General features: G+C 73.0%; 26 protein-coding genes and 1 other RNA gene. 24 read left to right on the forward strand and 3 right to left on the reverse strand.

The window, feature by feature from the left end; all coding sequences use genetic code 11:
• The first annotated feature begins 2 nt into the window (after positions 1-2).
• The 15 genes from HKK73_RS06810 to ssrA all read left to right on the forward strand — a co-directional run bounded on the left by HKK73_RS06810 (position 3) and on the right by ssrA (position 12279).
• Entirely contained in the window at positions 3-863 is an 861-nt protein-coding gene (locus HKK73_RS06810; protein WP_043651331.1) for a type II secretion system F family protein, read from the forward strand.
• Positions 860-1801 carry a type II secretion system F family protein gene (locus tag HKK73_RS06815; RefSeq protein WP_043651332.1) on the forward strand — a complete coding sequence of 314 codons (942 nt, stop codon included), beginning with the start codon at positions 860-862 and terminating at the stop codon, positions 1799-1801. The genes HKK73_RS06810 and HKK73_RS06815 overlap by 4 nt, the downstream gene beginning before the upstream one ends.
• 68 nt (positions 1802-1869) lie before the next feature.
• Positions 1870-2085 (forward strand): hypothetical protein, encoded by a 216-nt coding sequence (locus tag HKK73_RS06820; RefSeq protein WP_021483743.1) that lies wholly within the window; start codon positions 1870-1872, stop codon positions 2083-2085.
• Between the two features lie 4 nt (positions 2086-2089).
• Positions 2090-2494: a TadE/TadG family type IV pilus assembly protein gene (locus tag HKK73_RS06825; RefSeq protein WP_034653964.1), complete on the forward strand. Its 405-nt coding sequence runs from the start codon at positions 2090-2092 to the stop codon at positions 2492-2494.
• Positions 2491-2964, forward strand: a complete 474-nt coding sequence (locus tag HKK73_RS06830) for a TadE/TadG family type IV pilus assembly protein (protein WP_253705830.1) — start codon at positions 2491-2493, stop codon at positions 2962-2964. The genes HKK73_RS06825 and HKK73_RS06830 overlap by 4 nt, the downstream gene beginning before the upstream one ends.
• Before the next feature lie 239 nt (positions 2965-3203).
• Positions 3204-3698 carry a hypothetical protein gene (locus HKK73_RS06835; RefSeq protein WP_171467697.1) on the forward strand — a complete coding sequence of 165 codons (495 nt, stop codon included), beginning with the start codon at positions 3204-3206 and terminating at the stop codon, positions 3696-3698.
• 189 nt (positions 3699-3887) lie between these two features.
• A complete protein-coding gene (locus HKK73_RS06840) occupies positions 3888-4499 on the forward strand; it encodes a hypothetical protein (RefSeq protein ID WP_034653958.1) in 612 nt (203 codons plus the stop codon).
• A 132-nt stretch (positions 4500-4631) separates the two neighbouring features.
• A complete protein-coding gene (locus HKK73_RS06845) occupies positions 4632-5855 on the forward strand; it encodes a WxL protein peptidoglycan domain-containing protein (RefSeq protein WP_212715457.1) in 1224 nt (407 codons plus the stop codon).
• A 177-nt stretch (positions 5856-6032) separates the two neighbouring features.
• A complete protein-coding gene (gene prfB / locus HKK73_RS06850; RefSeq protein ID WP_031316541.1) occupies positions 6033-7145 on the forward strand; it encodes a peptide chain release factor 2 in 1113 nt (370 codons plus the stop codon).
• A 162-nt stretch (positions 7146-7307) separates the two neighbouring features.
• Entirely contained in the window at positions 7308-8237 is a 930-nt protein-coding gene (gene ftsE, locus HKK73_RS06855) for a cell division ATP-binding protein FtsE (protein ID WP_081599836.1), read from the forward strand.
• A gap of 5 nt (positions 8238-8242) precedes the next feature.
• Positions 8243-9154, forward strand: a complete 912-nt coding sequence (ftsX, locus tag HKK73_RS06860; protein ID WP_021483124.1) for a permease-like cell division protein FtsX — start codon at positions 8243-8245, stop codon at positions 9152-9154.
• A 1-nt stretch (position 9155) separates the two neighbouring features.
• Positions 9156-10559, forward strand: coding sequence for a M23 family metallopeptidase (locus HKK73_RS06865; RefSeq protein WP_171467698.1), 1404 nt, complete (start codon positions 9156-9158; stop codon positions 10557-10559).
• A 202-nt stretch (positions 10560-10761) separates the two neighbouring features.
• Complete coding sequence (gene smpB, locus HKK73_RS06870; protein ID WP_021482407.1) at positions 10762-11232, forward strand: SsrA-binding protein SmpB; 471 nt, start codon at positions 10762-10764, stop codon at positions 11230-11232.
• Between the two features lie 119 nt (positions 11233-11351).
• Positions 11352-11765, forward strand: coding sequence for a hypothetical protein (locus HKK73_RS06875; protein WP_021482408.1), 414 nt, complete (start codon positions 11352-11354; stop codon positions 11763-11765).
• Positions 11766-11912: 147 nt separating this feature from the next.
• Positions 11913-12279, forward strand: a transfer-messenger RNA (tmRNA) gene (gene ssrA, locus HKK73_RS06880).
• 63 nt (positions 12280-12342) lie between these two features.
• Here the strand turns inward: ssrA and HKK73_RS06885 are convergent.
• Together HKK73_RS06885 and HKK73_RS06890 are read right to left on the reverse strand one after the other, a co-directional pair.
• On the reverse strand, positions 12343-12690 hold the full coding sequence (locus HKK73_RS06885; RefSeq protein WP_171467699.1) for a hypothetical protein: 348 nt from the start codon (positions 12688-12690) through the stop codon (positions 12343-12345).
• Positions 12683-13660 carry a DUF4349 domain-containing protein gene (locus HKK73_RS06890; protein WP_137280241.1) on the reverse strand — a complete coding sequence of 326 codons (978 nt, stop codon included), beginning with the start codon at positions 13658-13660 and terminating at the stop codon, positions 12683-12685. Before HKK73_RS06890 ends, HKK73_RS06885 begins: the two co-directional genes overlap by 8 nt.
• A 139-nt stretch (positions 13661-13799) precedes the next feature.
• Between HKK73_RS06890 and HKK73_RS06895 the strand changes: the two genes are divergently transcribed.
• The 9 genes from HKK73_RS06895 to HKK73_RS06935 all read left to right on the forward strand — a co-directional run bounded on the left by HKK73_RS06895 (position 13800) and on the right by HKK73_RS06935 (position 23701).
• Positions 13800-14684: a PfkB family carbohydrate kinase gene (locus tag HKK73_RS06895; RefSeq protein ID WP_256380372.1), complete on the forward strand. Its 885-nt coding sequence runs from the start codon at positions 13800-13802 to the stop codon at positions 14682-14684.
• 113 nt (positions 14685-14797) lie between these two features.
• The gene (locus tag HKK73_RS06900) at positions 14798-15958 is read left to right on the forward strand and encodes an ROK family transcriptional regulator (RefSeq protein WP_171467701.1); all 1161 of its coding nucleotides are present in this window, start codon (positions 14798-14800) and stop codon (positions 15956-15958) included.
• A 210-nt stretch (positions 15959-16168) separates the two neighbouring features.
• The gene (locus tag HKK73_RS06905; RefSeq protein WP_085388198.1) at positions 16169-17461 is read left to right on the forward strand and encodes an extracellular solute-binding protein; all 1293 of its coding nucleotides are present in this window, start codon (positions 16169-16171) and stop codon (positions 17459-17461) included.
• Positions 17462-17608: 147 nt separating this feature from the next.
• A complete protein-coding gene (locus tag HKK73_RS06910) occupies positions 17609-18565 on the forward strand; it encodes a carbohydrate ABC transporter permease (protein ID WP_171467702.1) in 957 nt (318 codons plus the stop codon).
• Complete coding sequence (locus HKK73_RS06915; RefSeq protein ID WP_034652152.1) at positions 18562-19494, forward strand: carbohydrate ABC transporter permease; 933 nt, start codon at positions 18562-18564, stop codon at positions 19492-19494. The genes HKK73_RS06910 and HKK73_RS06915 overlap by 4 nt, the downstream gene beginning before the upstream one ends.
• A gap of 1 nt (position 19495) precedes the next feature.
• Entirely contained in the window at positions 19496-20524 is a 1029-nt protein-coding gene (locus HKK73_RS06920; protein WP_232322591.1) for an ROK family protein, read from the forward strand.
• A complete protein-coding gene (gene nagB / locus HKK73_RS06925; RefSeq protein ID WP_144681217.1) occupies positions 20524-21306 on the forward strand; it encodes a glucosamine-6-phosphate deaminase in 783 nt (260 codons plus the stop codon). The genes HKK73_RS06920 and nagB overlap by 1 nt, the downstream gene beginning before the upstream one ends.
• A 209-nt stretch (positions 21307-21515) precedes the next feature.
• Complete coding sequence (locus tag HKK73_RS06930; RefSeq protein ID WP_021482851.1) at positions 21516-21851, forward strand: DUF3039 domain-containing protein; 336 nt, start codon at positions 21516-21518, stop codon at positions 21849-21851.
• Positions 21848-23701, forward strand: coding sequence for a DEAD/DEAH box helicase (locus HKK73_RS06935; protein ID WP_043652576.1), 1854 nt, complete (start codon positions 21848-21850; stop codon positions 23699-23701). The genes HKK73_RS06930 and HKK73_RS06935 overlap by 4 nt, the downstream gene beginning before the upstream one ends.
• A gap of 63 nt (positions 23702-23764) precedes the next feature.
• Here the strand turns inward: HKK73_RS06935 and HKK73_RS06940 are convergent, their stop codons facing one another.
• Positions 23765-25195 carry a nicotinate phosphoribosyltransferase gene (locus HKK73_RS06940; RefSeq protein ID WP_171467703.1) on the reverse strand — a complete coding sequence of 477 codons (1431 nt, stop codon included), beginning with the start codon at positions 25193-25195 and terminating at the stop codon, positions 23765-23767.
• Between the last annotated feature and the right edge of the window lie 41 nt (positions 25196-25236).

Raw genomic sequence — 25236 nt, forward strand, 5'->3', positions numbered from 1 at the left:
CCGTGGGCGTGGCGGTGGGCCTCCTCCTCGGCGCGGGGCTGTTCTGCGTCTGGTGGTCGTTCTGGGCGCCCGGGCCGCCGCGCGTGCGCCGTGCCGACGGGTGGGCGGCGCGTACGCAGGACCTGCTCGTCCAGGCCGGTGCACCGGCGGTGACGCCCGGTGCCCTGGTGGTCGCGAGCGTCGGCGTCGGGCTCGTCGTCCTCGTGGTCGGGACGGTCCTCGCGCGCTCGTGGACCATCGCGGCCTGCTTCGCCGTGATCGCCGCGGGTGCGCCCTCCCTCCTCGTGCGGTCCCGCGCCCGGCGGCGGCGTGCACGGCTGCGGGAGGTCTGGCCCGAGGTGCTGGACCACCTGTCCTCGGGCGTGCGCGCGGGGCTGTCGCTGCCCGAGGCCGTCGGCCAGCTCGGCGAGCGCGGTCCGGTCGAGCTGCGCGAGCCTTTCACCCAGTTCGCGCGGGACCACCGCGCGTCCGGCCGGTTCGGGGAGTGCCTCGACCTGCTCAAGGACCGGCTCGCGGACCCGGTCGCCGACCGCATCGTCGAGGCGCTCCGGATCACGCGGGACGTCGGCGGCACCGACCTGGGGCGCCTCCTGCGCACCCTGTCGACCTTCCTGCGCGAGGACGCCCGCACGCGCGGTGAGCTCGAGGCCCGCCAGTCGTGGACCGTGAACGGGGCACGGCTCGCGGTCGCCGGCCCGTGGGTCGTGCTCGGCTTCCTCGCGACGCGCCCGGAGACGGCGGCCGCGTACAACTCGATGACGGGGGCGGTCGTCCTGGCCGCCGGCGCGGCCTGCTCCGCGGCGGCGTACCAGCTCATGCTGCGGATCGGGCGGCTGCCCGAGGAAGAGCGGGTGCTGCGATGAGCGCCGTCGACGTGTCCTGGACCGGTGCCGCGCTCGGCGCGCTCGGCGGGCTCGGTGTCCTCCTCGTGGTCGCCGGGCTCCGGGGGCGGTCGATCCGCCTCGACGAGCGGCTCGCGCCCTACCTGCGCACCCACGACCGCACGTCCGTCCTGCTGCGCGACCACCCCGTGCGATCGCCCTTCCCGACCCTCGAACGACTCCTCGCGCCGCTGCTCGCCGACGCCGGCCGTGCGCTGGAACGGTTCGGCTCGACGGCGTCCGACGTCCGGCGCCGCCTCGACCGTGCCGGCCGCGGACGCAGCGTCGAGCAGTTCCGCGCACGGCAGCTCGTGTGGGGCGTCGTCGGGCTCGGCGGCGGGACGGCGCTCGCCGTGCTGCTCGCGGCGACGCGGGGGTCGTCCGTCGCCGCCCTGGTGATCCTCGTGCTGCTGTGCGGCGTCGGCGGGGTGCTCGCGTGCGACCACGCGCTGACCCGCGCCGTGCGACGTCGGGAGGAGCGCATGCTCGCCGAGTTCCCCACGGTCGCCGAGCTGCTTGCGCTCGCGGTGAACGCGGGCGAGGGGCCGGTCGCCGCGCTCGAGCGCGTCGCGACCACCGCGCACGGCGAGCTCTCCGGCGAGCTGCGCACGACCCTCGCGACCGTGCGTGCCGGGACCCCGCTCGCCCGGGCGCTCGAGCAGCTCGCCGACCGCACCGGGCTGCCGAGCCTCACCCGATTCGCGGAGGGGGTCGCGGTGGCCGTCGAACGGGGGACCCCGCTCGCCGACGTGCTGCGGGCGCAGGCGCAGGACGTGCGCGAGTCGGGACGCCGCGCGCTCATGGAGGCGGGCGGGAGGAAAGAGGTCGTGATGATGGTCCCCGTCGTCTTCCTCATCCTTCCCGTGACGGTGGTCTACGCCGTCTTCCCGTCGCTCGCGACCCTGCGGCTCGGCTTCTGAGCAGCAGCCACAAGACGTCCGGCACGACCGTCCGGCACGACCGATCGAAACGACGACGAAGGAGAAGCATGCAGGGGTGGAGTCGAGGGAACCAGGCCGTGCGCGCCGCAGCGCGTGGCGCGCTCGGGCGGCTGACCGGTCAGGACCCGGAACGCGGTGACGTACCGGGATGGGTGCTCATCACCTTGATGACGGCGGGGCTGGTGATCGCCCTGTGGGCCGTCGCCGGGCCGGCGCTGACGCAGGCCTTCAGCAACGCCATCTCGAGCGTCGGCGCCCCCTGAGGTGGTGCGTCGCGGTGGCGCGGAAGTCGGCGTCGAGGACCCGGAGCGGGGCTCCGCCGTCGTCGAGTTCACCCTCGTCTCCGTCCTCGTCCTCGTGCTGTTCCTCGGGGTCGTCCAGGTCGCGCTCGCCGTCCACGTGCGCGCGACGCTGGTGGACTGCGCGGCGGAGGGCGCCCGCGTCGCAGGTCGTGCCGACCGCGGCCCCCACGACGGCGTGGCCCGCACGCGCGACCTCGTCGTGTCCGCGCTCTCGGCGCGGTACGCGCAGGACGTCGTCGCGCGCCAGACCGTCGTGGACGGTCTGCCCGTCGTCGAGGTCACGGTGACCGCGCCGCTCCCGGTCGTCGGGCTGCTCGGCCCGGCCGGAGCACTCACCGTCCGCGGTCACGCGCTGGAGGAGGCCCCGTGACGCGCCTGCTCGCTCGGCTCTGCGCGAGGCTGACGGGGCAGCGCTCGGACCGGGGGAGCGCGGTCGTCGAGTTCCTCGGCGTCGCGCTCGTCCTCCTCCTGCCGGTCCTCTACCTCGTGCTCACGGTGGGTCGGGTGCAGGCCGCGACGTTCGCCGTGGAGGGCGCCTCCCGCGAGGCGGCGCGCGCGTTCGTCACGGCACCGTCGAGCGACGACGGCGCCCGGCTCGCCTCGGCGGCCGTGGCCCTGGCGCTCGGCGACCAGGGGTTCGCCCCGGGCGCGGGTGGTCTGACGATCGCCTGCTCGTCACAGGTCTGCCTGGAGCCGGGCGGCGAGGTGACGGCGCACGTCCGGCTCGACGTGCCGCTCCCGCTCGTGCCCGAGTTCGTGCGGGGGGTCGTCCCTCTCGCGGTCCCCGTGGAGGCGCGGCACGTCGCGTCCGTCGACGCGTACGCGGCGCGGCGGCCGTGAGCGCCCCGTCGCCCGCGAGCGCCGCGTCGCCCATGAGCGCCCCGACACCCATGAGCACCCCGTCGCCCCTGGGCGCAACGACACGCGGAGGCACGCCGGTACCCGTCGGCACGCCGGCACCCGTAGGCGCCCTGACCCCCGCGGGCACCTCGACACCTCCGAGCACGGCGGCACCTCGGGGCACCCCGACATCCGGGGGCGCACCCGGACGCGCTCCCGAGCGGCGGTCCGGCGCGGTCGTGCGCGGGTCGACGGCGCTCGTCGCGCGGCTCCGGGGCTCGGACGAGCGGGAGGAGGACGGCCGCATCCTGCTGCTCACGAGCGCGTTCGTCGCGTTCGCGCTGCTCCTCGTGACGGTCGTGGTGAGCGCCACGGAGGTGCACCTCGAACGCAAGCGGCTCTACGCGCTCGCGGATGCGCTCGCTCTCACGGCGGCCGACTCGACGACCCCTGAGACGTTCTACTCCGGCGGCGCCGCGCCGCCGGTCGAGGGCGCCGTCCTCACGCTGACCGACGCCGGGATCCGCGCGGACGTCGACGACTATCTCGCCCGGAACCCCGCGGCGCTCGCCGGTCTGAGCGAGGTCGTGGTGACCGACGCGTCGACCGGCGACGGGCGCACGGCGTCGGTCGGCCTTGCCGCGCGGGCGCGACCCGCGATGATCAGCTGGGTGACCGGGGCGTGGAGTGATGGCATCATCGTGCGTGCAGAGTCACGTGCCAGAGCGTGGTGAGCACCTGTTGCTGTTCGACGAAGAACGTCCAGGGAAAGGAATACCGCAACGTCGCGTGAGCGCGCTCGCGCGCCTTTGTTCACTTTCTTAACTTTGGATGGCCACTTCTGGTTCGGCCCTGTCAAAACCCCAGGTTCGCCGCTATGGTGATCCGGTCCGACAACAACTCCAACGATGGAGAGCTACAACATGAACGCACGAGCAACGAAGAAGCTCGTCGCCGGGGGTGCCCTCGGTGCGATGCTCATCGGCACGGTCGCCCTCGCGTCCGCCGCCTCCGCCGACCCGGTGGACGGCACCGACGTCGACGTCTCCGTGGAGATCGAGTCCAACGTGGAGCCGGGCAACCTCGCTCTCAGCGTCGCCTCGAACTCGACCGAGCTGACCGAGGCCGACGAGTCGTCGGTCGAGGGCACGCGCGAGTTCAACGGTGCGCTGCCGGAGGTCACCGTCACCGACACGCGGACCGAGGTGCCCGAGGGCGCCTACTGGTACGTGCTGGGCAGCGCGTCGGCCTTCACGGGCGACGCGGGCGAGATCGGTGCCGACAACCTCGGCTGGGCCCCGACCCTCGTCGACGGTGGCGACACCGGGCTGGTCTCCGAGGGCGAGCCGGTCGAGCCCTCCCTCGAGGACGGCCCGGGTCTCGTCGACCAGGAGCTCCTGGTCTCGACGTTCGACTCGACCGAGGTCAACCCCGGTTCCTGGACCGCCGGCGCCAACCTCACGCTGCGCACGGGCGAGGACGTCGCGCCGGGCGCGTACAACTCGACCATCACGCTGTCCCTGTTCGAGGACTGAGCCGTCCCGACGTCCCGGTGACCGGTTCCGGCCGGGCACCGACCGAGTAGTCACACGACGGGTCGCACCGTCCCGCACGACCACGGTCGTGCCGGGCGGGCGACCCGTCGTCGTACGGAGAGAAGCCCCTGCGTGATCCCCGCACCAACGCACCCCGCCCGCACCGGGTCCCCGTCCCGCGGTCGCGGGCGTCGTCTCGTCCTCGCCGCGACCGCCCTCGCCGTCGGCCTCCTGCCCGCGACCCCGCTCGCCGTCGCCGCGTCCGCGACGACCGCCGCCACGAGCGCGCACGCCGGCGCCGCGAGCGCGCAGGCCGACGTCGTGAGCGCTCTGCCGACGGTGATGCCCCTCGACACCGAGGAACGCATCACGTGGGGCGCCAAGCCCGCGGACGCGAACGGTCCCGACGGGCGTCGCGGCGTCGACCTCGTCGCCGACCCGGGCACGACGGTCGAGGAGCACATCGCCGTTTCGAACTTCAGCGACGTGCCGGCCACGTTCGCGCTCAAGGCCGCGGACGGCTATCTCACCGCCAACGGGCGCTTCAACATGCTCTCCTCGGACCAGGAGTCCACCGACGCGGGGACGTGGTTCACCGTCCAGGAGAGCGTCGAGGTGGGCCCGAAGGAGACCGTGGTCGTCCCGTACACGATCACGGTCCCCGAGAACGCGACCCCGGGCGACCACCCGGCGGGCATCGCCGCGTCGGTCACGAGCACGGGCGGCGGCGAGGGCGGTACGAGCGTCGGCGTCGAGAGCCGTGTCGGGTTCCGCGTCACGACGCGCGTCACCGGCGAGATCCAGCCCGCGCTCGCCATCGAGGACGTCAAGGCCTCCTACGCGCCGTCGTGGAACCCGTTCGCCGCGGGCGACCTCAGCGTCTCCTACGACGTCGCCAACGACGGCAACGTGCGCCTCGGCGCCGAGGGCCAGGTCGCGACGTCCGCCCTCTTCGGCGCCGTGACGGACGAGGCGACGGCGGAGCCGCTCGGGGAGGTCCTGCCGGGCGGATCCCTGCGGAGCAAGGTCGCGTTCGCCGACGTCTGGCCGCTCGGGCCGGTCAGCACGACGATCACCGTGACGCCGACCGTCGTCGGCGACGACCAGGTGGACGCGCCGCTCGAGCCGGTCACGGTCACCGTCACCACGTGGGCGGTCCCGTGGCCGCAGCTCCTGCTCCTCGCGATCGTCGTGGTCGTGATCGTGGGCGTCCGGGACGACCGCCGACGCCGGCGCCAGCGCCTCGAGGCGATGCTCGCGAAGGCGCGCGACGAGGGCCGCCAGCAGGCGACGACCGCCGAGCCGGCGCCGTCGACCGCGGGCGGCTCCGCCCCGCAGGGCGGCACGAAGGACTGACGGCGACGCGCCGTCGGGCGGCCCTCGCCCGGCGGCGCCGAACCCCCGCGCCGACCCCCGCGCCGTCGCCCGCGGCGGCCCGCGCGCGGACCCCGCGAGGAGACCCCGCGCTGATCCCTCGCGGTGACCTCGCGCGACGGCGCCGACCGCGCGCGGGGTCGCGTAACCTTGAACCTCGTGGCCACCATCGACTTCCCGTCCGAGATCAAGGCGCTGCGGAGCACGCTCGAGTCCATCGAGAGCGTGAGCGACCCGGAGGAGCTGCGCGCGACGATCGCGAACCTCTCGGAGAAGGCGTCGGCGCCCGACCTGTGGGACGACCCCGACGCGGCGCAGAAGGTGACGTCGGCGCTCTCCGCCGCGCAGTCGGAGCTGGACCGGGTGAAGAAGCTCGGGCAGCGCATCGCCGACGTCGAGACCCTGGTCGAGATGGGCCAGGAGATGGAGGACGAGGACACCCTCGTCGAGGCCGAGAACGAGGTCGCCGCCATCCGCAAGGACCTCGACCAGCTCGAGGTTCGCACCCTCCTCGCAGGCGAGTACGACGCGCGCGAGGCCGTCGTGACGATCCGCGCGGGCGCCGGTGGCGTGGACGCGGCCGACTTCGCCGAGATGCTGCTGCGCATGTACCTGCGCTGGGCGGAGCGCCACGGCTACCCGACGACGGTCCTCGACACGTCGTACGCCGAGGAGGCGGGGCTCAAGTCCGCGACGTTCGAGGTGAAGGCGCCGTACGCGTTCGGCCACCTGTCGGTCGAGGCGGGCACCCACCGCCTCGTGCGAATCTCACCGTTCGACAACCAGGGCCGCCGCCAGACGTCGTTCGCGGCGGTCGAGGTGATCCCGCTCATCGAGCAGACGGACTCGATCGAGATCCCGGAGTCGGAGATCAAGGTCGACGTGTTCCGGTCCTCGGGCCCGGGCGGGCAGTCGGTCAACACGACGGACTCCGCGGTGCGCATGACGCACATCCCGACGGGCATCGTCGTCTCGATGCAGAACGAGAAGTCGCAGATCCAGAACCGCGCCGCCGCTCTCCGCGTGCTCCAGTCCCGCCTGCTGCTCGTGCGCCAGGAGGAGGAGAACGCGAAGAAGAAGGAGCTCGCGGGCGACATCAAGGCGAGCTGGGGCGACCAGATGCGCTCCTACGTGCTGCAGCCGTACCAGATGGTCAAGGACCTGCGCACCGAGCACGAGGTGGGCAACCCCTCGGCGGTGTTCGACGGCGACATCGACGACTTCATCGAGGCCGGGATCCGCTGGCGCCGCGGGGTGCAGAAGGAGGCCTGACCCTCCGCGGCCGCCCCGGGCCGATTGATCCGAGCAACGGATCGATGCACCCGGGCGCGGCGTGTCCGCCCCGCCGGGCCGCAGACGCATGCCTACCCTCGGGATCGTGCGACGAACCCTGTTCGTCCACGGATCGACCCCCGACCCGAGGAACGTGCCGCTGTGATCCGCTTCGAGAACGTCACCAAGGTCTACGCGCGCGGCGCGAGGCCGGCCGTCGACGACGTGTCGTTGGAGGTCCGGCGCGGCGAGTTCGTCTTCCTCGTCGGCGCGTCCGGCTCCGGCAAGTCGACGTGCCTGCACCTCGTCCTGCGCGAGGAGCGCCCGACGAAGGGCAAGGTCTTCGTCGCGGGCCGCGACCTCGGGTCGATGTCGAGCTGGAACGTCCCCAAGCTGCGCCGCCAGATCGGGGTGGTCTTCCAGGACTTCCGCCTGCTGCCCAACAAGACCGTGTTCGAGAACGTCGCGTTCGCGCTCCAGGTGATCGGCAAGCCGCGTCACACCATCGCGATCACCGTGCCCGAGACGCTCGAGATGGTGGGCCTCGCGGGCAAGGAGAAGCGTCGCCCGCACGAGCTCTCCGGCGGTGAGCAGCAGCGCGTCGCCATCGCGCGCGCCATGGTCAACCGCCCGCCGATCCTGCTCGCCGACGAGCCGACCGGGAACCTCGACCCCACGACGTCCCTCGGGATCATGCGCCTGCTCGACCGCATCAACCGCACCGGCACGACCGTCGTCATGGCGACGCACGACGAGGAGATCGTCAACCAGATGCGCCGCCGCGTCGTCGAGCTCGACACCGGCACGCTCGTGCGCGACCAGGCGCACGGCTCGTACGGCGCGCGCGGCCAGGTCATCCCCGACCCGACGACCGGCCCGGCGCCCGAGTCGGCGCCGACCGCCGTCGTGCGCCGGACCGCGCGCCCGTCCGCGGCGCCCGACCCGGCGCCGTCCTCGACGCAGGACCCGGCCGAGGCGCCGGACCGGACGACGGCGACCGGCGCGACGCCCGCGGTCGACGCGTCGAGCCGGCCCCCGCTGCCCCGGCGACGCTCGACGCGTCGCCACGTCGACGCGACGGCGGGGGAGTGAGCGGCGTGCGACTCCAGTTCATCCTCGCGGAGCTCGGCCAGGGCCTGCGGCGCAACGTCTCCATGGCCGTCTCCGTCGTGCTGGTCACCTTCGTCTCGCTCACGTTCGTCGGGTCGTCGCTGCTGCTCCAGGCGCAGATCGGCAAGCTCAAGGACGACTGGTACGACAAGGTCGAGGTGTCCGTCTTCCTCTGCCCGGCCGGGTCGCCGTCGCCCACGTGCGCGGCCGGCGAGGCCACGCCCGACCAGATCGCGGCGATCGAGGACCTGTTCGACACCGAGCTCGGCGACGAGATCCAGACGGTCTACTTCGAGTCCAAGGACGACGCGTTCGCGGCGTTCACCGAGCGCTACCCCGACGGGTACCTGGGCACGCAGCTCACGGTGGACGACATGCAGGCGTCCTTCCGCCTCAAGCTCACCAACCCGGAGAACTACGAGGTCGTCAACGACGTCGTGACGGGGCGGCCGGGCGTCGAGGTGGTCGAGGACCAGCGCCGCATCTTCGACTCGCTGTTCCTCGCGCTCAACCGCGCGTCCCTGCTCGCGGCCGGTCTCGCGGCGGTCATGCTGCTCGCGGCCGTATTGCTCATCACCACGACGATCCGCCTCTCCGCGCTGAGCCGACGGCGCGAGACGGGCATCATGCGGCTCGTCGGGGCGTCGAACCTGTTCATCCAGCTCCCGTTCCTCCTCGAGGGCGCGATCGCCGCCGTGCTCGGCGCGGTCCTGGCGGTCGGCGGGCTCTGGGTCGGCGTGAAGTACCTCGTCACGGACTGGCTGTCCCAGTCCGTGACGTGGGTGGCCTACGTCGACGAGGCGGACGTGCTGCGCATCGCACCCGTGCTCGTCGGGATCGCTTTCCTGCTGGCGGCCGTGTCCTCGGTCGTCACGCTCAACCGCCACACGAGGGTGTGAGATGACCCGGGACCTCCGCCGCGCGACAGCGGCTCTGATCGCCACGACCCTGCTCCTCGTGGGCGGTGTCGCCTCGGCGTCCGCCGACGACATCGACGACCGCCGTGCCGCGGCGGAGCGTCGCCAGTCCGAGATCCTCGGCAACCGCGAGCAGCTCCAGTCCGAGCTCGAGGACACGGACGCGGCGCTCGCGCAGGCCGTCGTCGACCTCCAGGCCATCGAGGCACGGCTGCCCGTCGCGCAGGCCGAGCTCGACGCGGCCCAGGCCGAGGTCGAGCGGACGCAGCGCGAGGCGGAGCTGCTCGCGCAGCGGCTCGAGGACGCGCTGGGCCAGGAGGCCGCGATCAGCGCCGAGATCGAGCGCGGCGCGACCGAGGTGGCCGACGCCAAGTCGAGCATCGCCGAGATGGCGCGCCAGGCGTACCGCGGCCAGGGCGACGTCTCGAGCCTCGGCATCGTCACGGGTGCGCAGAGCACCGAGGAGTTCATCGCGGAGTACGCGGTCTCCTCGACGGCGGCGCGCAGCCAGTCCCGCTCGCTCCAGGAGCTGCTCGAGGCCGAGTCGGTGTCGCGCAACCGCGAGGCGCGCCTCCAGGCGGTGCGCGAGACGGTCACGGACCTCAAGCAGCAGGCGGACGAGAACCTCGTCGCCGCCGAGGCGGCGCGCACGGCCGCGGCCGACCGCAAGGCCGAGGTCGAGCAGCTGATCGTCGACCAGCAGGCCAAGAAGGCGACGATCGAGGAGCGCAAGTCCGCGGCCGAGGCCAAGGTCGCCGAGAACGAGGCCGCGCAGCAGTCCCTGCAGAGCGAGATCAAGGGCATCATCGCGGAGCAGGCCGAGCGCGACCGCAAGGCCGCCGAGGAGGAGGCGCGCCGCCAGCAGCAGAGCCAGCAGTCCGGTGGTGGCGGCGGCGGTGCAGGCGGTGGCGGTGGCGGGTCGTCCTCCGGCGGGGGCGGCGGCGGAGGTGGCGGTTCGTCCTCCGGCGGCGACCGCGGCAGCATCTCGAGCTTCCTGTCGTACCCGACGGCGGTGCCCTACGTGACCTCGAGCTACGGGATGCGCCTGCACCCCATCCTCGGCTATTACCGCCTGCACGCGGGGACGGACCTGCGCGCCTACTGCGGCACGCCGATCATGGCGGCCGGGCCCGGGACGGTCGTCCACGCCCAGTGGCGCAACGGCTTCGGCAACCAGGTGCTCGTCAACCACGGCACGGTGGGCGGCAAGAACCTCATGACGAGCTACAACCACCTCACGCGCTTCGCGGTGTCGTCCGGCCGGACCGTCAACAAGGGCGACGTCATCGGCTACTCGGGCAACACCGGCCTCTCGGGGGCGTGCCACCTGCACTTCGAGGTGTACGTCAACGGGTCGACGATCGACCCGATGTCCGTGCTGCGCTGACCGAGCCGGGTCGCGCTCCGGGAGTCGCGCCCCACCCGCCCCCGGCCCCCGCGCGACCGCACCCGGGGGATAATCGGTACCGGGCGCCGTCGGGCACCCGTACGCTGGGGCGCCCGCACGGCTCGGGGCCGGCGCACGGACGGTGCCCCGGACGAGCACCCGGGCGACAGCACCGACAGCAGAGAAGGACGGTAGGACACGGATGGCGAAGGACAGCGGCCGCAAGGTCGTCGCCAGCAACCGCAAGGCACGCCACGACTACGTGATCGAGGACGTGTACGAGGCGGGGATCGTCCTGTCCGGGACCGAGGTCAAGGCGCTGCGGATGGGCAGGGCGTCGCTCGTCGACGGCTACGTCGCGGTCGACCGCGGCGAGGCCTGGCTCGAGAACGTCCACATCCCCGAGTACACCGAGGGCACGTGGAACAACCACGCCCCGCGCCGCAAGCGCAAGCTGCTCCTGCACAAGGAGGAGATCCTGCGCCTGGAGTCCAAGACGCGCGAGAAGGGGCACACGATCGTGCCCCTCGCGCTGTACTTCCTCGACGGCCGCGCCAAGGTCGAGATCGCGCTCGCGCGCGGCAAGAAGGAGTACGACAAGCGCCAGGCGCTCCGCGAGAAGCAGGACAACCGCGAGGCGCAGCGCGCCATGCGGCAGCGCGAGCTGCGCTGACGCCGCGCGGGGCGTCCCGCACGCGGTCCTATGCCCGACGCCGGCCCCACCCGCTGGTGACGCCGTCGCCCTCGACGTACGGTCGAGGGCGAGACGACGACCGCGAACCAGGAGGCCCCATGGTCAAGCTCCGCCAGTACATCCCGCGCCTCGCGGCGGGGGCGTACATCCTCAACTCCGGCCTGAGCAAGCGCGGTGCCGACGAGGAGACCGCGCAGGGACTGCACGGGATGGCCGCCGGCACGTACTCGTTCCTCGGGGACGTCGAGCCGAAGCAGTTCACCAAGACCCTGTCGACCGCCGAGATCGCGCTCGGCGCGGCCCTCGTGGCGCCCTTCGTCCCGACCGGGCTCGTCGCCGTCGGGCTCGGCGTCTTCTCGGCCGGCCTCGTCGGCATGTACCTCAAGACGCCGGGCATGACGCGCGAGGACGGGGTGCGACCCACCGAGCAGGGGACCGGGCTCGCGAAGGACGTGTTCCTCCTCGGGATCGCCGGCGGGCTGCTCGTCGACTCGCTGAGCCGGAAGAAGTAGCCGCGACGCGGGTACCGGCGGTGCGCGACCGCCGGTACCCGGCCCGCGGAAATATCCGTGCGGGGCACGGCGTTGATCGCGTAGGCTGGACCTGCTGCACGAGGTCCGGGTCCGCCCGGGCGCCGCGCAGTGCTTGACAACTACACAGGGGGTGATCGGTTTCGACGGTGGTCGTGCTTCGAGGAGAAGCGGGCCGAGGATGCAGGCTTATCTCGTAAACGATGTCTGCAAAACACAGGTGCCGATAACAAGCGCACCGACTTCGCCCTCGCCGCCTGAGCGAGCCCCGAAGTCCGTCAGCCCGAGCTAGCTCTCGACTCGGATCCTGGCGTCATCTAGAGAGCCACTGCTCGCAGTCCTCGTCACCGGGGCTGCGGGGACTTTCAGGTGACTGAGCCCGTCCGCATCTTGTCTGCGTGAGTGCGGGGGCCGAGAAAAACGACAGCAGACTGCGCCCGGAGAAGTCCTCGATCGGCGTCACCGGACCGGGGTTCGATTCCCCGCACCTCCACCCCTGCGGCGACGGCCCGCACCCCTCTCGGGGTGCGGGCCGTCGTCGTCCCGGCGCTCGTTCGCGTCACCAGCCGTGGCGCTCCCAGGCCGTCGCCGCCTCGTCGCCCTCGAGCCACTCGAGCCGCAGCCGCCGCCCCCGCACCTCGAGCCGGGCGTCGTCGTCACGGGGAAGCGGGGGCGCGCCGGGATCGTCGCTGTACAGGTCCTCGTCGCCGGCCGTGCCGTCGAGGTGAGCCCGCCACTGCACGCGCGGCTCCGGGTTGACGTGCCGGGGGAACGTCTGCGGCCCGACCGTGTCCCAGTGCGTGCACACGCGCGTCACGAGGTGGCCGGCGAGCCGGGCCGTGCCCTCGTCGTCGGCCCACAGGCGCGCGACGCGACCGGTGCCCTCGGGGGTGACGGGCTCAGTCACGGGCGGACGCCCCGACGAGCGGAGCCCGTCCCGACGACGGCGCCTGCGGGTCGTCGTCCGGCCCCGTGCCGCCGTCGTCGGCCGGGGGAGCACCGCCGTCCTGCGCGCGACGGCGCACCCGGCGCAGCACCCAGCGCACGACGAGCAGGACGAGGCCGACCACGACGAGCCACGGGAGCAGCGCGCCGAGGACGACGACCAGGCCGTTGAGCGTGGTCAGCAGAGCGTTCCAGCCGTTCTGCAGCCCGCCGAGAAATCCGCCGGGGGCGAGCTGCTCCGTCGGCACCACCTGCACGACGGTGACGTGCAGCGTGGACATCGAGACCTGGTCCGTGAGCGCGGCGCGCTGCGACTGGAGCGACTCGAGCTCCGCCTGGCGCGTCGTGAGCTCCTGCTCGGCGGCGAGCAGGTCCGCGGTCGTCGCCGCGTCGCCCATGAGTGTCCGCAGGCGCTCGACCGACGTGGTGAGCGCCGCGACGCGGGCGTCGAGGTCGCGCGCGGTGCCGGTCACGTCGACCGCCTCGATCGCGAGGTCGCGCACCTCGCCGACCTGACCGAGCGCGTCCACGGTCGCGGTCGTCTGGGCCGCCGGCACGCGCACCGTCAGCTCGGCCGTGGGCCGCGCGTCGCCCTCGGGCTCGGACTGCCGCCGGCTCTCGACCCGCCCGCCCGCGCTCTCCGCGAGCTCGGCGACCTGCTCGGCGGCAGCCGACGGGTCCTTCGCGACGACGGTCACCGAGCCGGTCGTGACGATCTCGCGGTCCGCCTCGACCACGGCGTCCTCGTCGCCCGTCGTGATCCCGGCCGGGGCGCCGGACGAGGTGTCGGTGCCGTCGACCACCGCCGCCTCGGACCCCGCGCCGGAGTCGAGGGCGGCGTCGCCGGCGCCCGGCGTCGCGGAGCAGCCGGCCAGGAGCGCGCCGCCGAGCACCAGCGCGGCGACGACGGCGAGAGGGCGAGTGGTCCGCATGCTGCGAGGGTAGGGGGCCAACCGCGCGAACCGGACAGTCGCACCCACATCGTGACCGTCTTGTGAACTGTCCGTGATCCGACCGTCGCCCGGCGCCGTGCGGGCGCGCCGGTCCCCGCGCGAGGATGGGTGCGTGCTCGTGTGCTGCGGACTCGTGACCCTCGACGTCGTCCAGGTCGTCGACGCCCTGCCCGGACCCGACGAGAAGGTCGTCGCGCGGTCCCTCGCCGCGACGTTCGGAGGCCCGGCCGCGAACGCCGCGGCCACCGCCGTCGCGCTCGGCGTCCCGCCGACCCTCGTGACCGCCGTGGGCCACGGGCCCCTCGCCGCGGTCGTGCGGTCCGAGCTCGAGTCCTCCGGCGTCGCGCTCGTCGACGCGGCGGACGGCGTCGCCGGGGCGGTGCAGCCCGCGGTCTCGACGGTGCTGGTCACGCGCGCGACCGGCGAGCGTGCGGTCGTGAGCACCAACGCGTCCGGCTTCGGCGACCTCACCGATGCGCGGCTCGTCGCGCCGGGTCGCACGGCGGACCTGCTGGACGAGCTCGGCCCCGGGGACGTGCTGCTGCTCGACGGTCACCACCCGGGGCTCGCGCTCCGGGTCGCGCGCCGCGCGCGGGAGCGCGGGTGCGCCGTCGTGCTGGACGGGGGCTCCTGGAAGCGCGACGCGCCCGCGATGATCGGGCTGTGCGACGCCGTCGTCGTGTCGGCGGACTTCCGGCCGCCCGGCGTCGCGACGGGCGACGTGCTCGACGCCGTCGCCGCGCTCGGACCGCGGTTCGTCGCGCGGACCCGCGGTCCGCGGCCCGTCGAGGTGCTCGACAAGGGGGAGAGGTACGAGGTCGCGGTCCCGCGGCCGGGCCGCGTGGTCGACACCCTGGGTGCGGGCGACGTGGTCCACGGCGCGTTCGCCGCGGCGGCGGCGCGTGGGTCGTCGTGGCGCGCGGCGCTGGAGGACGCCGTGCTGGTCGCGTCCCGCTCCGTCGAGCACGCCGGCGCGCGGGGCTGGATCGCCGCGACGCCGTGACGCGCGCGGGCCGTGGGACCAAGGTCCCGGGTCGCGGCCTCCTCGGCTACATTTCGGTCACGAAGCCGGGAGAGAGTTGACAGCCACTTAGTAAAGGCAGTCTACTAACAAACATGACAACGGCAGTCACCGGCGCCGGCGCACCGAGGAGGCGACTGAGCACAGGGCTCAGGCCGACCTCCAAGGTGCTCCCCGAGCACGCTCGGGCCCACAACCGGTCGCTCGTGCTGCAGCACCTGTTCCACGAGGGCCCCACGTCGCGCGCCGACCTCGCGCGCGCCACGTCCCTCACCCGCGTGACCATCTCCGACCTCGTCTCCGTGCTCATCGCCGAGGGCCTGGTCGAGGAGCTCGGCGTCCGCCCGGGGCAGCGCGTGGGCAAGCCCGCGATCCTCGTCGGCATGCGCACGAGCGCTTACCAGATCGTCTCCGTCGACCTCACCGACGACGAGGTCCTGCGCGGCGCCGTCGTCACGCTCACGGGCGACTTCGTCGTCCGGCAGAGCCTCGCGGTGGACGGCCGCACCGGCACCGAGCTCGTCGACCTGCTCATGCGCTTCTGCCGCGGCCTCATCGCGTCCGCGACCCAGCCGGTCATCGGCGTCGGGATCGGGTCGCCCGGCGTCGTCGACGCCGAGGGCCGCGTCATCGAGGCGCCGAACCGCCGCTGGTACGACGTCCCGCTCGCCGCCCAGCTCACGGAGCGGCTCGGGCTCGCGGTCCACGTCGCCAACGACGCCAACATCGCCGCGCTCGGCGAGTTCACGTTCGGGGGAGCGGCCGGGGACGGCCTGCTCGTCCTCACGGTGGGCGAGGGCGTGGGCGCCGGCATCATGGTCGACGGCGCGCGCGTGCACGGGCACGCCGACGCCGCCGGCGAGCTCGGCCACGTGACCGTGGTCGAGGACGGCGAGCCGTGCGCCTGCGGGCGCCGCGGCTGCCTCGAGACCGTCCTGTCCGTGCCGGCGCTGCGCCGCGCGGTGGACGGGCTCGACACCGAGGCTTCCGACGCCGTGCTGGCGTCGGTGGGCAGGACGCTGGGCATCGCCCTGGCCCCTGTCGTCAGTGCGCTCAACCTCGCGGAGGTGCTCGTGAGCGGTCCTGCGGACCTGCTCGACGGCCCCCTGCGCGAGTCGGCGTTCGAGACCATCCGCTCCCGCACCATGCCGGTCATCGGCAGCGGGCTGCAGGTGCGGATGGCCACGCTCGACGAAGACGTCGTCCTCGCTGGGGCCGCCGTCCTCGTCCTCTCCGGACAGCTGGGGGTCTCGTGAGCCGACGACGCTCCGCCTGACCCGCTCTGCCCGACCGGGGCGCGGGCCACGACCCGCCCCTCACGACCTCCTGGGACCCCCAGTGCAGCACCCCCAGGAACGCAGTAACACAGCAGCACCCCTGCACACGCTCGATTACGCAGGACTCCTGCCACACCTCCGGTGGGGGCATCGCCGCCACCACCAAGAATCACCGAGAGGAAGCACCCAGTGAAGAGGAACCGTCTCGTCGCCGCCTCCGTGGCGTCGACGATCACCCTGGCGCTCGCGCTGACCGCCTGCAGCACCGGCGGGAACGAGAACAACGGCTCCGGCGACGGCGAGGCCGCCTCCGGCGACATCCGCGTCTGGCTCGTGGGCTCCGACACCCCCGACGCGGCCCGCGACTACCTCAAGACGACGTTCGAGGAGGAGAACCCGGGCAGCACTCTCACGATCGAGGAGCAGTCCTGGACGGGCCTCGTCGACAAGCTGACGACCTCGCTCTCGGGCTCCGACAGCCCTGACGTCGTCGAGGTCGGCAACACGCAGTCCGCCGCGTTCACCTCCGCGGGCTACTTCCGCGAGATCACCGCCGACGAGTTCGAGTCCTACGGTGGCGACGACCTCCTGCCCGCCTTCGTCGAGGCCGGCACGTGGGAGGACAAGCACTACGCGCTGCCGTACTACGCGGGCTCCCGCGTGGTGTTCTACTCGCCCCAGGTCACGGGCGGCGCCGCGGTGCCGACCACGCTCGACGAGTACGTCGCGAGCGCCAAGGCCCTCACGACCCCGGACGTGTCCGGCCTCTACTGGCCTGGCCAGGACTGGTACAACGCTCTCCCCTTCATCTGGGAGAACGGCGGCTTCATCGCCGAGCAGGGCGAGGACGGCACCTGGGAGGCGGGCTTCTCCTCGGAGGGTGGCCTCAAGGGCATGGAGCAGGTCGCCGACCTGATGGCCAACGCCTCGCACGCCCCGAAGGACGGCCAGGAGACCGACCTCCAGGTGCCGTTCTGCGAGGGCAAGGTCGCGTACCTCTCCGCCCCGACGTGGATCCAGTGGTCCATCAAGGCTCCGGAGGACGCGGAGACGCCGGGCTGCGAGTCGACCTACGGCTCCGACCTCACCGCGCTCCCGCTGCCCGGCAAGGACGGCGGCACCGCGACGGTCTTCGGCGGTGGCTCGAACCTCGCGGTCGCGTCGAAGTCGAACAACCCCGAGCTCGCCGTGAAGGCCTACGCCATCATGATGAGCGACGAGTACCAGACGATCCTCGCCGAGAACGGCCTGATCCCGGCCAAGACCTCGCTCGCCGAGAAGGTGCCGACGGACAACCCGATCGCCCAGGCCGGTGTGGATGCCGCGATGAACACGCAGGTCACGCCGGTGTCGCCGAAGTGGGCTGACGTCGAGGCGCAGAACGTCCTCCAGACGGCCTTCACGCGCATCGCCAACGGCGACGACGTGAAGACCGTCGCCGAGGAGCTCGACGCGAAGATCGAGCAGATCCTCAACAGCTGAGCCGGCCCGGTGCCGCCCCGGGTCCGCCCGGGACGGCACCGGACGCTCGTCAGGGGTGGGGATCTCTCCGGGGTCCCCACCCTTCGCACGACGCGTCCCGCACGTCATCACTGCGCACCACCGCGCACCATCCGACGGAGTGAGGAAATGAGCTCTACCACTCTCGAGCCCCGGACAGCGCCCCCGCGCGCGTCCGTGCGGCCCCCCAAGAAGCGGCGTCCACCGGTCCTGCCGTGGTCGCTGCTGGTCCCCACGCTCATCCTGCTGGGCATCATGGTCGGCTACCCGCTGGTCCAGCTGTTCGTCATGTCCTTCCAGGAGTACGAGCGCGCCCAGCTCATGGGCGTGCCGGCCGAGTGGGTGGGCTTCGACAACTACGTACAGGTCCTCACCGACGTCGACGGGTTCTGGACGGTCCTGCTCCGCAGCTTCGTCCTGATGGTCGTCTGGGTCGCGCTGACGATACTGTTCGGCACGCTCGTGGCGCTGCTCATGATGCGTCTCAACAAGGGCTTCCGCCTCCTCGTGTCCATCGGGCTGCTGCTCGCGTGGGCGATGCCGCCCCTCGCCGGCACCATCGTCTGGGGCTGGCTCTTCGACACCGAGTACGGCGTCGTCAACAACTTCCTCACGAAGATCACCGGGGACAACTGGATGGGCCACTCGTGGCTCCTCGACCCGATGCAGTTCTTCCTCATCCTGACGCTCATCATCGTGTGGGGCGCGATCCCGTTCGTGGCGTTCACGCTCTACGCGGGCCTGACCCAGGTGCCGGGCGAGGTCCTCGAGGCCGCGCAGCTCGACGGCGCGACGCCGTTCCAGCGGTTCCGGCTCATCATGGTCCCCTACGTGCGGAGCATCTACACGGTGCTGATCGTGCTGTCGATCATCTGGGACCTGCGCGTCTTCACGCAGGTCTACGCCCTGCAGGGCATCGGCGGCGACCGTGAGAAGACGAACACGATCGGCGTGTACATCTACCAGATGGGCATGGCCCAGGGGCACTACGGTGTCGCCGGCGCGATCGCCGTCATCTTCGTCTTCATCATGCTCGGCATCTCGTTCTACTACGTGCGCCGGACCGTCCGGGAGGAAGAACTGTGAGCACCATCTCCACCCCGACGATCCCCGTCTCCCGCGCCGCGGTCCCCGACCGCGGTGGCCGGAAGACGCGGCGCGAGGGACAGAGCAAGAAGCGCGCGGCGAACGTCGTCTACTCGATCATCGCGATCGTCGTCTTCGTCGCGTCGGCGTTCCCCGTCTACTGGATGATCAACACGTCGTTCCTGCCGACGAACCTCATCCGTGGGACGGACCTGCACTTCTTCCCGACCCCCGACGTCTTCACGCTGAACAACTACGTGAACGTGTGGACCGACGACCGTCGTGCGCCGCTGCCGCCCGCGATGGTCAACTCGATCACCGTCACGCTCATCACGCTGGTCGTCTCGATGATCCTGGGCTTCCTCGCCTCGCTCGCGATCACGCGCTTCTCGTTCAAGGGCCGCAAGTCGTTCATCGTCGCGCTCCTCGTGATCCAGATGATCCCGGGCGAGGCCATGATGATCTCGATCTTCCGGATCATCGACGGCTGGCAGATGCTCAACACGATCACCGGGCTGGCGTTCGTCTACATCTCCGCGGTGCTGCCGTTCACGATCTGGACCCTGCGAGGCTTCGTCCAAGGCGTGCCCGCGGAGCTGGAGGAAGCGGCCATGATCGACGGGTGCTCGCGACCGAAGGCGTTCTGGAAGGTGACGTTCCCGCTGCTCGCGCCCGGCCTCGTCGCCACCGGTGTCTTCGCGTTCATCCAGGCGTGGAACGAGTTCCTCATGGCGCTGATCATCATGTCCCGGCCGGAGTCCATGACGCTGCCGGTCTGGTTGCGCACGTTCCAGCAGGCGACGATGGCGACGAACTGGGGAGCGCTGATGGCCGGCTCGGTCATCGTGGCGATCCCGGTGGTCATCTTCTTCGTCATCGTCCAGGGCAGGATGACCGGTGGCCTCGTCTCGGGTGCGGTGAAGGGCTGACGTGAGCGACCTGAGCACGGCTGCCTCGCTCGACGGCGAGGCGGCCGCAGCCCTGGCCGGACGCCCCGGCCCCGGGACCGCGTCACGACGCGGTCCCGGGGGCCCGGGCAGCGCGGTGGGCCTCGACATCGGCGGCACCAAGGTGCTCGCGGCCTTCCTCGGCTCCGACGGGGTCGCGCGCGAGACCCTGCGCCTGCCGACGGTGCGCGGACCGGAGGGCGTCGTGTCCAGCGCGGCGCGCGCGGTCCGCGAGGTGGTCCGGCGCGCCTGCGGTGACCTCGCGGACGTCGACGGCGTCGGCGTCGGGGTCCCCGGGCTGGTGGACCCCGCCGACGGTTCCGTCGTGCACGCGGTGAACCTCGGCATCGAGGGCGGACGCTTCGCCCTCGCCGAGGCGCTGTCCGCGGAGCTCGGCGGCGTCCCGGTCCAGGTCGACAACGACCTCAACGTGGCCGCCCTCGGTGCCTCGCACCTGCGGGGCGCGGAGGGGGAGGACCTCGCGTTCCTCGCGCTCGGCACCGGGCTCGCGGCCGGCATCGTGCTCGGCGGCGAGCTCCGCCGGGGCGTGAGCGGCGCGGCGGGGGAGATCGGGCACATCCCGATCGACCCGCGCGGGCCCGAGTGCGCGTGCGGGCAGCGCGGGTGCGTGGAGGTCTACGCGTCGGGCTCCGCCGTGTCGGCGCGCTGGCCGTCGCGCCACGGTCGGCCGGCCCCTGCCGAGCTCTTCGAGGCCGCGGCCGCGGGCGACCCGGACGCGATCCGGATCAAGGACGAGTTCGCGTCCGCCGTCGCCTCCGCCGTGCGGATCCTCGAGCTGACGGTGGACGTGCGCCACGTGGTGCTCGGCGGCGGCGTGTCCGCGCTGGGCCAGCCGCTGCTGGACGCGGTCCGCGACGCGCTCGACGCGCAGTCGAGCACGTCCCCCTTCCTGTCCTCGTTGCGTCTGTCGGAGCGGGTCTCCCTCGCGCCGCCGGACGTCCCGGTCGCCGCCGTGGGCGCTGCTCTCGTCGGCCGTCGAAAGGTGTTGTGATGGAGGTCGTGATCGCTCCGGCGGAGCGGTTGGCGGTGCTGGCTGCGGATGCCGTGGAGGCGGTGGTGCGGTCGGGGCCGGGGGCGGTGCTGGGGTTGGCGACGGGGTCGTCGCCGTTGAAGGTGTACGACGAGCTGGTGCGGCGTCATGTGCAGGAGGGGTTGTCGTTCGCGGGGGTGCGGGCGTTCATGCTGGACGAGTACGTGGGGTTGCCGGTCGATCATCCGCAGCGGTACCGCAACGTGATCGAGACGGAGATCGCCTCGCGGGTGGACTTCGCTCCGGGTGCGGTGCAGGGTCCGGACGGCAACGCGCAGGACCTGGTGGCGGCGTGCGCGGCGTACGAGGAGTCGATCGCGGGGGCGGGGGGTGTGGACCTGCAGATCCTGGGGATCGGGACGGACGGGCACATCGCGTTCAACGAGCCGGGGTCGAGCCTGGCGTCGCGGACGCGGATCAAGACGTTGACGGCGCAGACGCGCGAGGACAACGCGCGGTTCTTCGGTGACGACGTGGAGCGGGTGCCGCGGCACTGTCTGACGCAGGGTCTGGCGACGATCATGTCGGCGCGGCACCTGGTGCTGCTGGCCACGGGCAAGGGCAAGGCGGAGGCGGTGCACCAGCTGGTGGAGGGCCCGGTGAGCGCGATGTGGCCCGCGACGATCATGCAGATGCACCCGCACGCCACGGTCCTGGTCGACGACGCGGCGGCCTCGCGCCTGCAGCTGGGCGACTACTACCGCCAGACGTACGCGTCCAAGCCCGACTGGCAGGGCCTCTGACCCGACGGGTCGACGACACCTCGCGGGAGCTCCCGCGACACCGAGCCGCCCGTCGGCGCGCGGTCCACGCCCCTGGACCGTGTGTCGGCGGGCTTCGTCGTCTCCCGTCCCCGCGGCCCGTGGTCCGCGCGGCGGGTGTCGCACGGCGCGCGGACCTGCCGCGGCGACGGCCGCCCGACGTGTGGGCGTCGCGACGTAGACTTCACTCCATGATCGAACTCCGCGCGAGCACGCCACCCGGGGGTCCCGAGGACCCGTTCCGGACTCCTGCGACCGAGCCGACGACCGGCACGTCGACCGGGGTGCTCGAGCGCGAGGAGACGCGCGAGCAGACCGAGCCCGGCGACCACGAACGCTTCGCGCACTACGTGCGCAAGGAGAAGATCATGCAGTCGGCGCTCTCCGGCAAGCCGGTGATCGCGCTGTGCGGCAAGGTCTGGGTGCCCGGCCGCGACCCGAACAAGTTCCCCGTGTGCCCCACGTGCAAGGAGATCTACGAGGGACTGCGAGACCCGCAGGACGGCGAGGGTGACTCCGGCAAGTGAGCGCGGAGCACCACACGACGTCCACCGGTCACTCCGCCCCCGACTCCCGTAGCAGGACCTCGCCGCCGGCACCCCAGAGCCCGTCCTCCGCGGCGGCGTCGCACCTCTCGCCCGCGTTCCCGCGGCGCGCCCCGTGGGGCTCGGCGTCCAAGCTGCGCGCCTGGCAGGCCGAGGCGCTCGAGCTGTACCGCACGCGCGCGCCGCGCGACTTCCTCGCCGTCGCGACGCCCGGCGCGGGCAAGACGACGTTCGCGCTGCGTGTCGCGACCGAGCTCCTGGAGCAGGGCGTGGTGCGGCGCGTGACGGTCGTCGCCCCGACCGAGCACCTCAAGCACCAGTGGGCCGACGCGGCGGCGCGCGTCGGCATCCGGATCGACCCGAACTTCCGCAACAGCCAGGGCCGGCACGGCGCGCACTACGACGGCGTCGCGCTCACGTACGCGCAGATCGCCGCGAAGCCGGCGCTGCACGCGGCGCGCACGACGGCCGACCGCACGCTCGTCATCCTCGACGAGGTGCACCACGGCGGCGACGCGCTGTCGTGGGGCGACGCGGTGCGCGAGGCGTTCGAGGACGCGACCCGGCGCCTCGCGCTCACGGGCACGCCCTTCCGCTCGGACACCGCGGCCATCCCGTTCGTCGAGTACGAGCGCGGTCCCGACGGCATCCGACGATCGCGCGCCGACTACACCTACGGGTACGGCGACGCGCTGCGCGACCACGTCGTGCGTCCGGTGCTGTTCCTGTCCTACTCGGGCAACATGCGCTGGCGCACGAAGGCCGGCGACGAGGTGAGCGCGCGTCTCGGCGAGGCGCTCACCAAGGACATGACGGGCCAGGCGTGGCGCACCGCGCTGGACCCGAACGGCGAGTGGATCCCGTCGGTCCTCGCGGCCGCGGACAAGCGGCTGACCGAGGTCCGGCGGGCGATCCCCGACGCGGGCGGCCTCGTCATCGCGACCGACCAGACGGACGCGCGCGCGTACGCGGGCCACCTCGCGCGCATCACCGGGAAGTCGCCGACGGTCGTCCTCTCGGACGACGACGGCGCGAGCAGCCGCATCGAGGAGTTCTCCGACGGCGACGCGCGCTGGATGGTCGCCGTCCGCATGGTGTCGGAGGGCGTCGACGTCCCGCGGCTCGCGGTGGGCGTGTACGCGACCTCGACCGCGACGCCGCTGTTCTTCGCGCAGGCCGTCGGACGGTTCGTGCGTGCCCGCAAGCGCGGCGAGACGGCGTCGGTGTTCCTGCCCAGCGTGCCGCACCTGCTCGAGCTCGCGAACGGGCTCGAGATCGAGCGCGACCACGCGCTGGACCGGCCGCTCACGGCGGAGGAGCAGGGGGAGGGGTTCAACCCCGAGGACGCGCTGCTCGCCGAGGCGAACCGCGAGGACAAGGCGTCGGGCGAGCTCGTCCAGGGCTCGTTCGAGGCGCTCGAGGCCCAGGCGTCGTTCGACCGCGTGCTGTTCGACGGCGGCGAGTTCGGCACGGGCGCGGACGTCGGCTCCGACGAGGAGCTCGACTTCCTCGGGCTGCCCGGTCTGCTCGACGCGGACCAGGTCACGACCCTCCTGCGTCAGCGGCAGGCCGACCAGATGAGCGCGCGCTCGCGCACCACGCAGTCCGCGGAGCGCGAGCGGGCCGAGATGGACCACCGGCGCGCCGCGGAGCTTCGCAAGGAGCTCCAGCAGCTCGTCTCGGCGTGGTCGCGACGCAGCGGGCAGCCGCACGGGTCGGTGCACACCGAGCTCCGGCGCCGTTGCGGCGGGCCCGAGGTCCCGCTCGCGACGGTCGAGCAGCTCGACGCCCGGGTCGCGACGGTGCGCGGCTGGTTCGTCGGGAAGCGGTAGCCCGCGCGCCCCGGCGGCCGGGCGCGCACGCCCGGCCGCGACCGGGTCGCGGCCCGGGGAGAGTCAGGACAGCGTGTGCACGACCGTCGGGATCGCCGGGTCGCCGGCGGAGAGGCGGCGCGCGCCGCGGGGCAGCTCGGCGCGGGCCTCGCGGTGGCGGTGCGCGGCGTTCTCGACGCCGTACGACCCGACCCAGCGCGAGTCGACGGCGCCGTCGACGACGAGGGGCACCTGGAGCCGGCGCAGGTCGACGTCGTCGGGCTCCCACTCCTGCACGGCGAGGTCGGCACCCGTGACGACGACCTCCTCGACCGCGCGCCCGTCGGCGTCGTAGCGGCGGGCGGCGCACTTGCGTCCGCCCGTGCTCGTCTTGGCGGTCGACGCCTTGGCGACGGGCTGGAGCACGCCGCTGGAGTCGGCGCGGGCGACGAGCTTGTAGACCATGCCGCACGTGGGGGCGCCGGAGCCGGTGACCAGGGACGTGCCGACGCCGTAGGAGTCGACGGGCGCGGCGGCGAGCGACGCGATGGCGTACTCGTCGAGGTCGGAGGTCACGGTGATCTTCGTGTCGTGCGCGCCGAGGGCGTCGAGTTGGCGGCGCACCTCGACGGCGAGGACGCCGAGGTCGCCGGAGTCGAGGCGCACGGCACCGAGGTGGCCGCCGGCCGCCTCGACGGCGTTCTCGACGCCGCGGCGCACGTCGTAGGTGTCGACGAGCAGCGTGGTGCCGGGGCCGAGGGACGCGACCTGCGACGCGAAGGCGGACCTCTCGTCGTCGTGCAGGAGCGTGAACGCGTGCGCGGCGGTGCCGATGGTCTCGAGGCCGTACCGGCGGCCCGCCTCGAGGTTCGACGTCCCGGCGAAGCCGCCGACGACGGCGGCCCGCGCCGCGGCGACGGCCGCTTGCTCGTGCGCGCGCCGCGCGCCCATCTCGAGGCACGGGCGCTCGACGGCGGCGCTCGTCATGCGGGACGCGGCGGACGCGACGGCCGAGTCGTAGTTGAGGATCGACAGGACGAGGGTCTCGAGCAGCACCGCCTCGGCGAACGTGCCCTCGACCGTCATCACCGGCGACTGGGGGAAGAAGACCTCGCCCTCGGGGTACCCGGTGATCGTGCCGGTGAAGCGGTAGCCGGCGAGGAACTCGAGGGTGCGGTCGTCGACGACCGACTGCGCGTGCAGCCAGTCGAGCTCGGCCGCGGAGAAGCGGAACGACGACAGCGCCTCCAGGACCCGCCCGGTCCCGGCGAGGACGCCGTACCGCCGACCCGGCGGGAGGCGGCGCGTGAAGACCTCGAACAGGCAGTGCCGGCCCGCGGTGCCGTCGGCGAGCGCCGCCTGGAGCATCGTCAGCTCGTAGCGGTCGGTGAGGAGCGCGGTCGACGCGCCGGGCTGGTACGTCGGCTGGTCCGACACCCGCTGCGTCGGCGAGGCGGAGGGGGCAGCGCTGTCGGTCGCGGGGAGGGCGACGCTGCCCGGGTCGGCGAGGCTCATGCGGAATACCGTAGGGCAGCGACCGCCGCAGTGGGCGCCGA

Source organism: Cellulosimicrobium sp. 72-3 (assembly GCF_013127315.1).
GTDB lineage: Bacteria > Actinomycetota > Actinomycetes > Actinomycetales > Cellulomonadaceae > Cellulosimicrobium > Cellulosimicrobium funkei.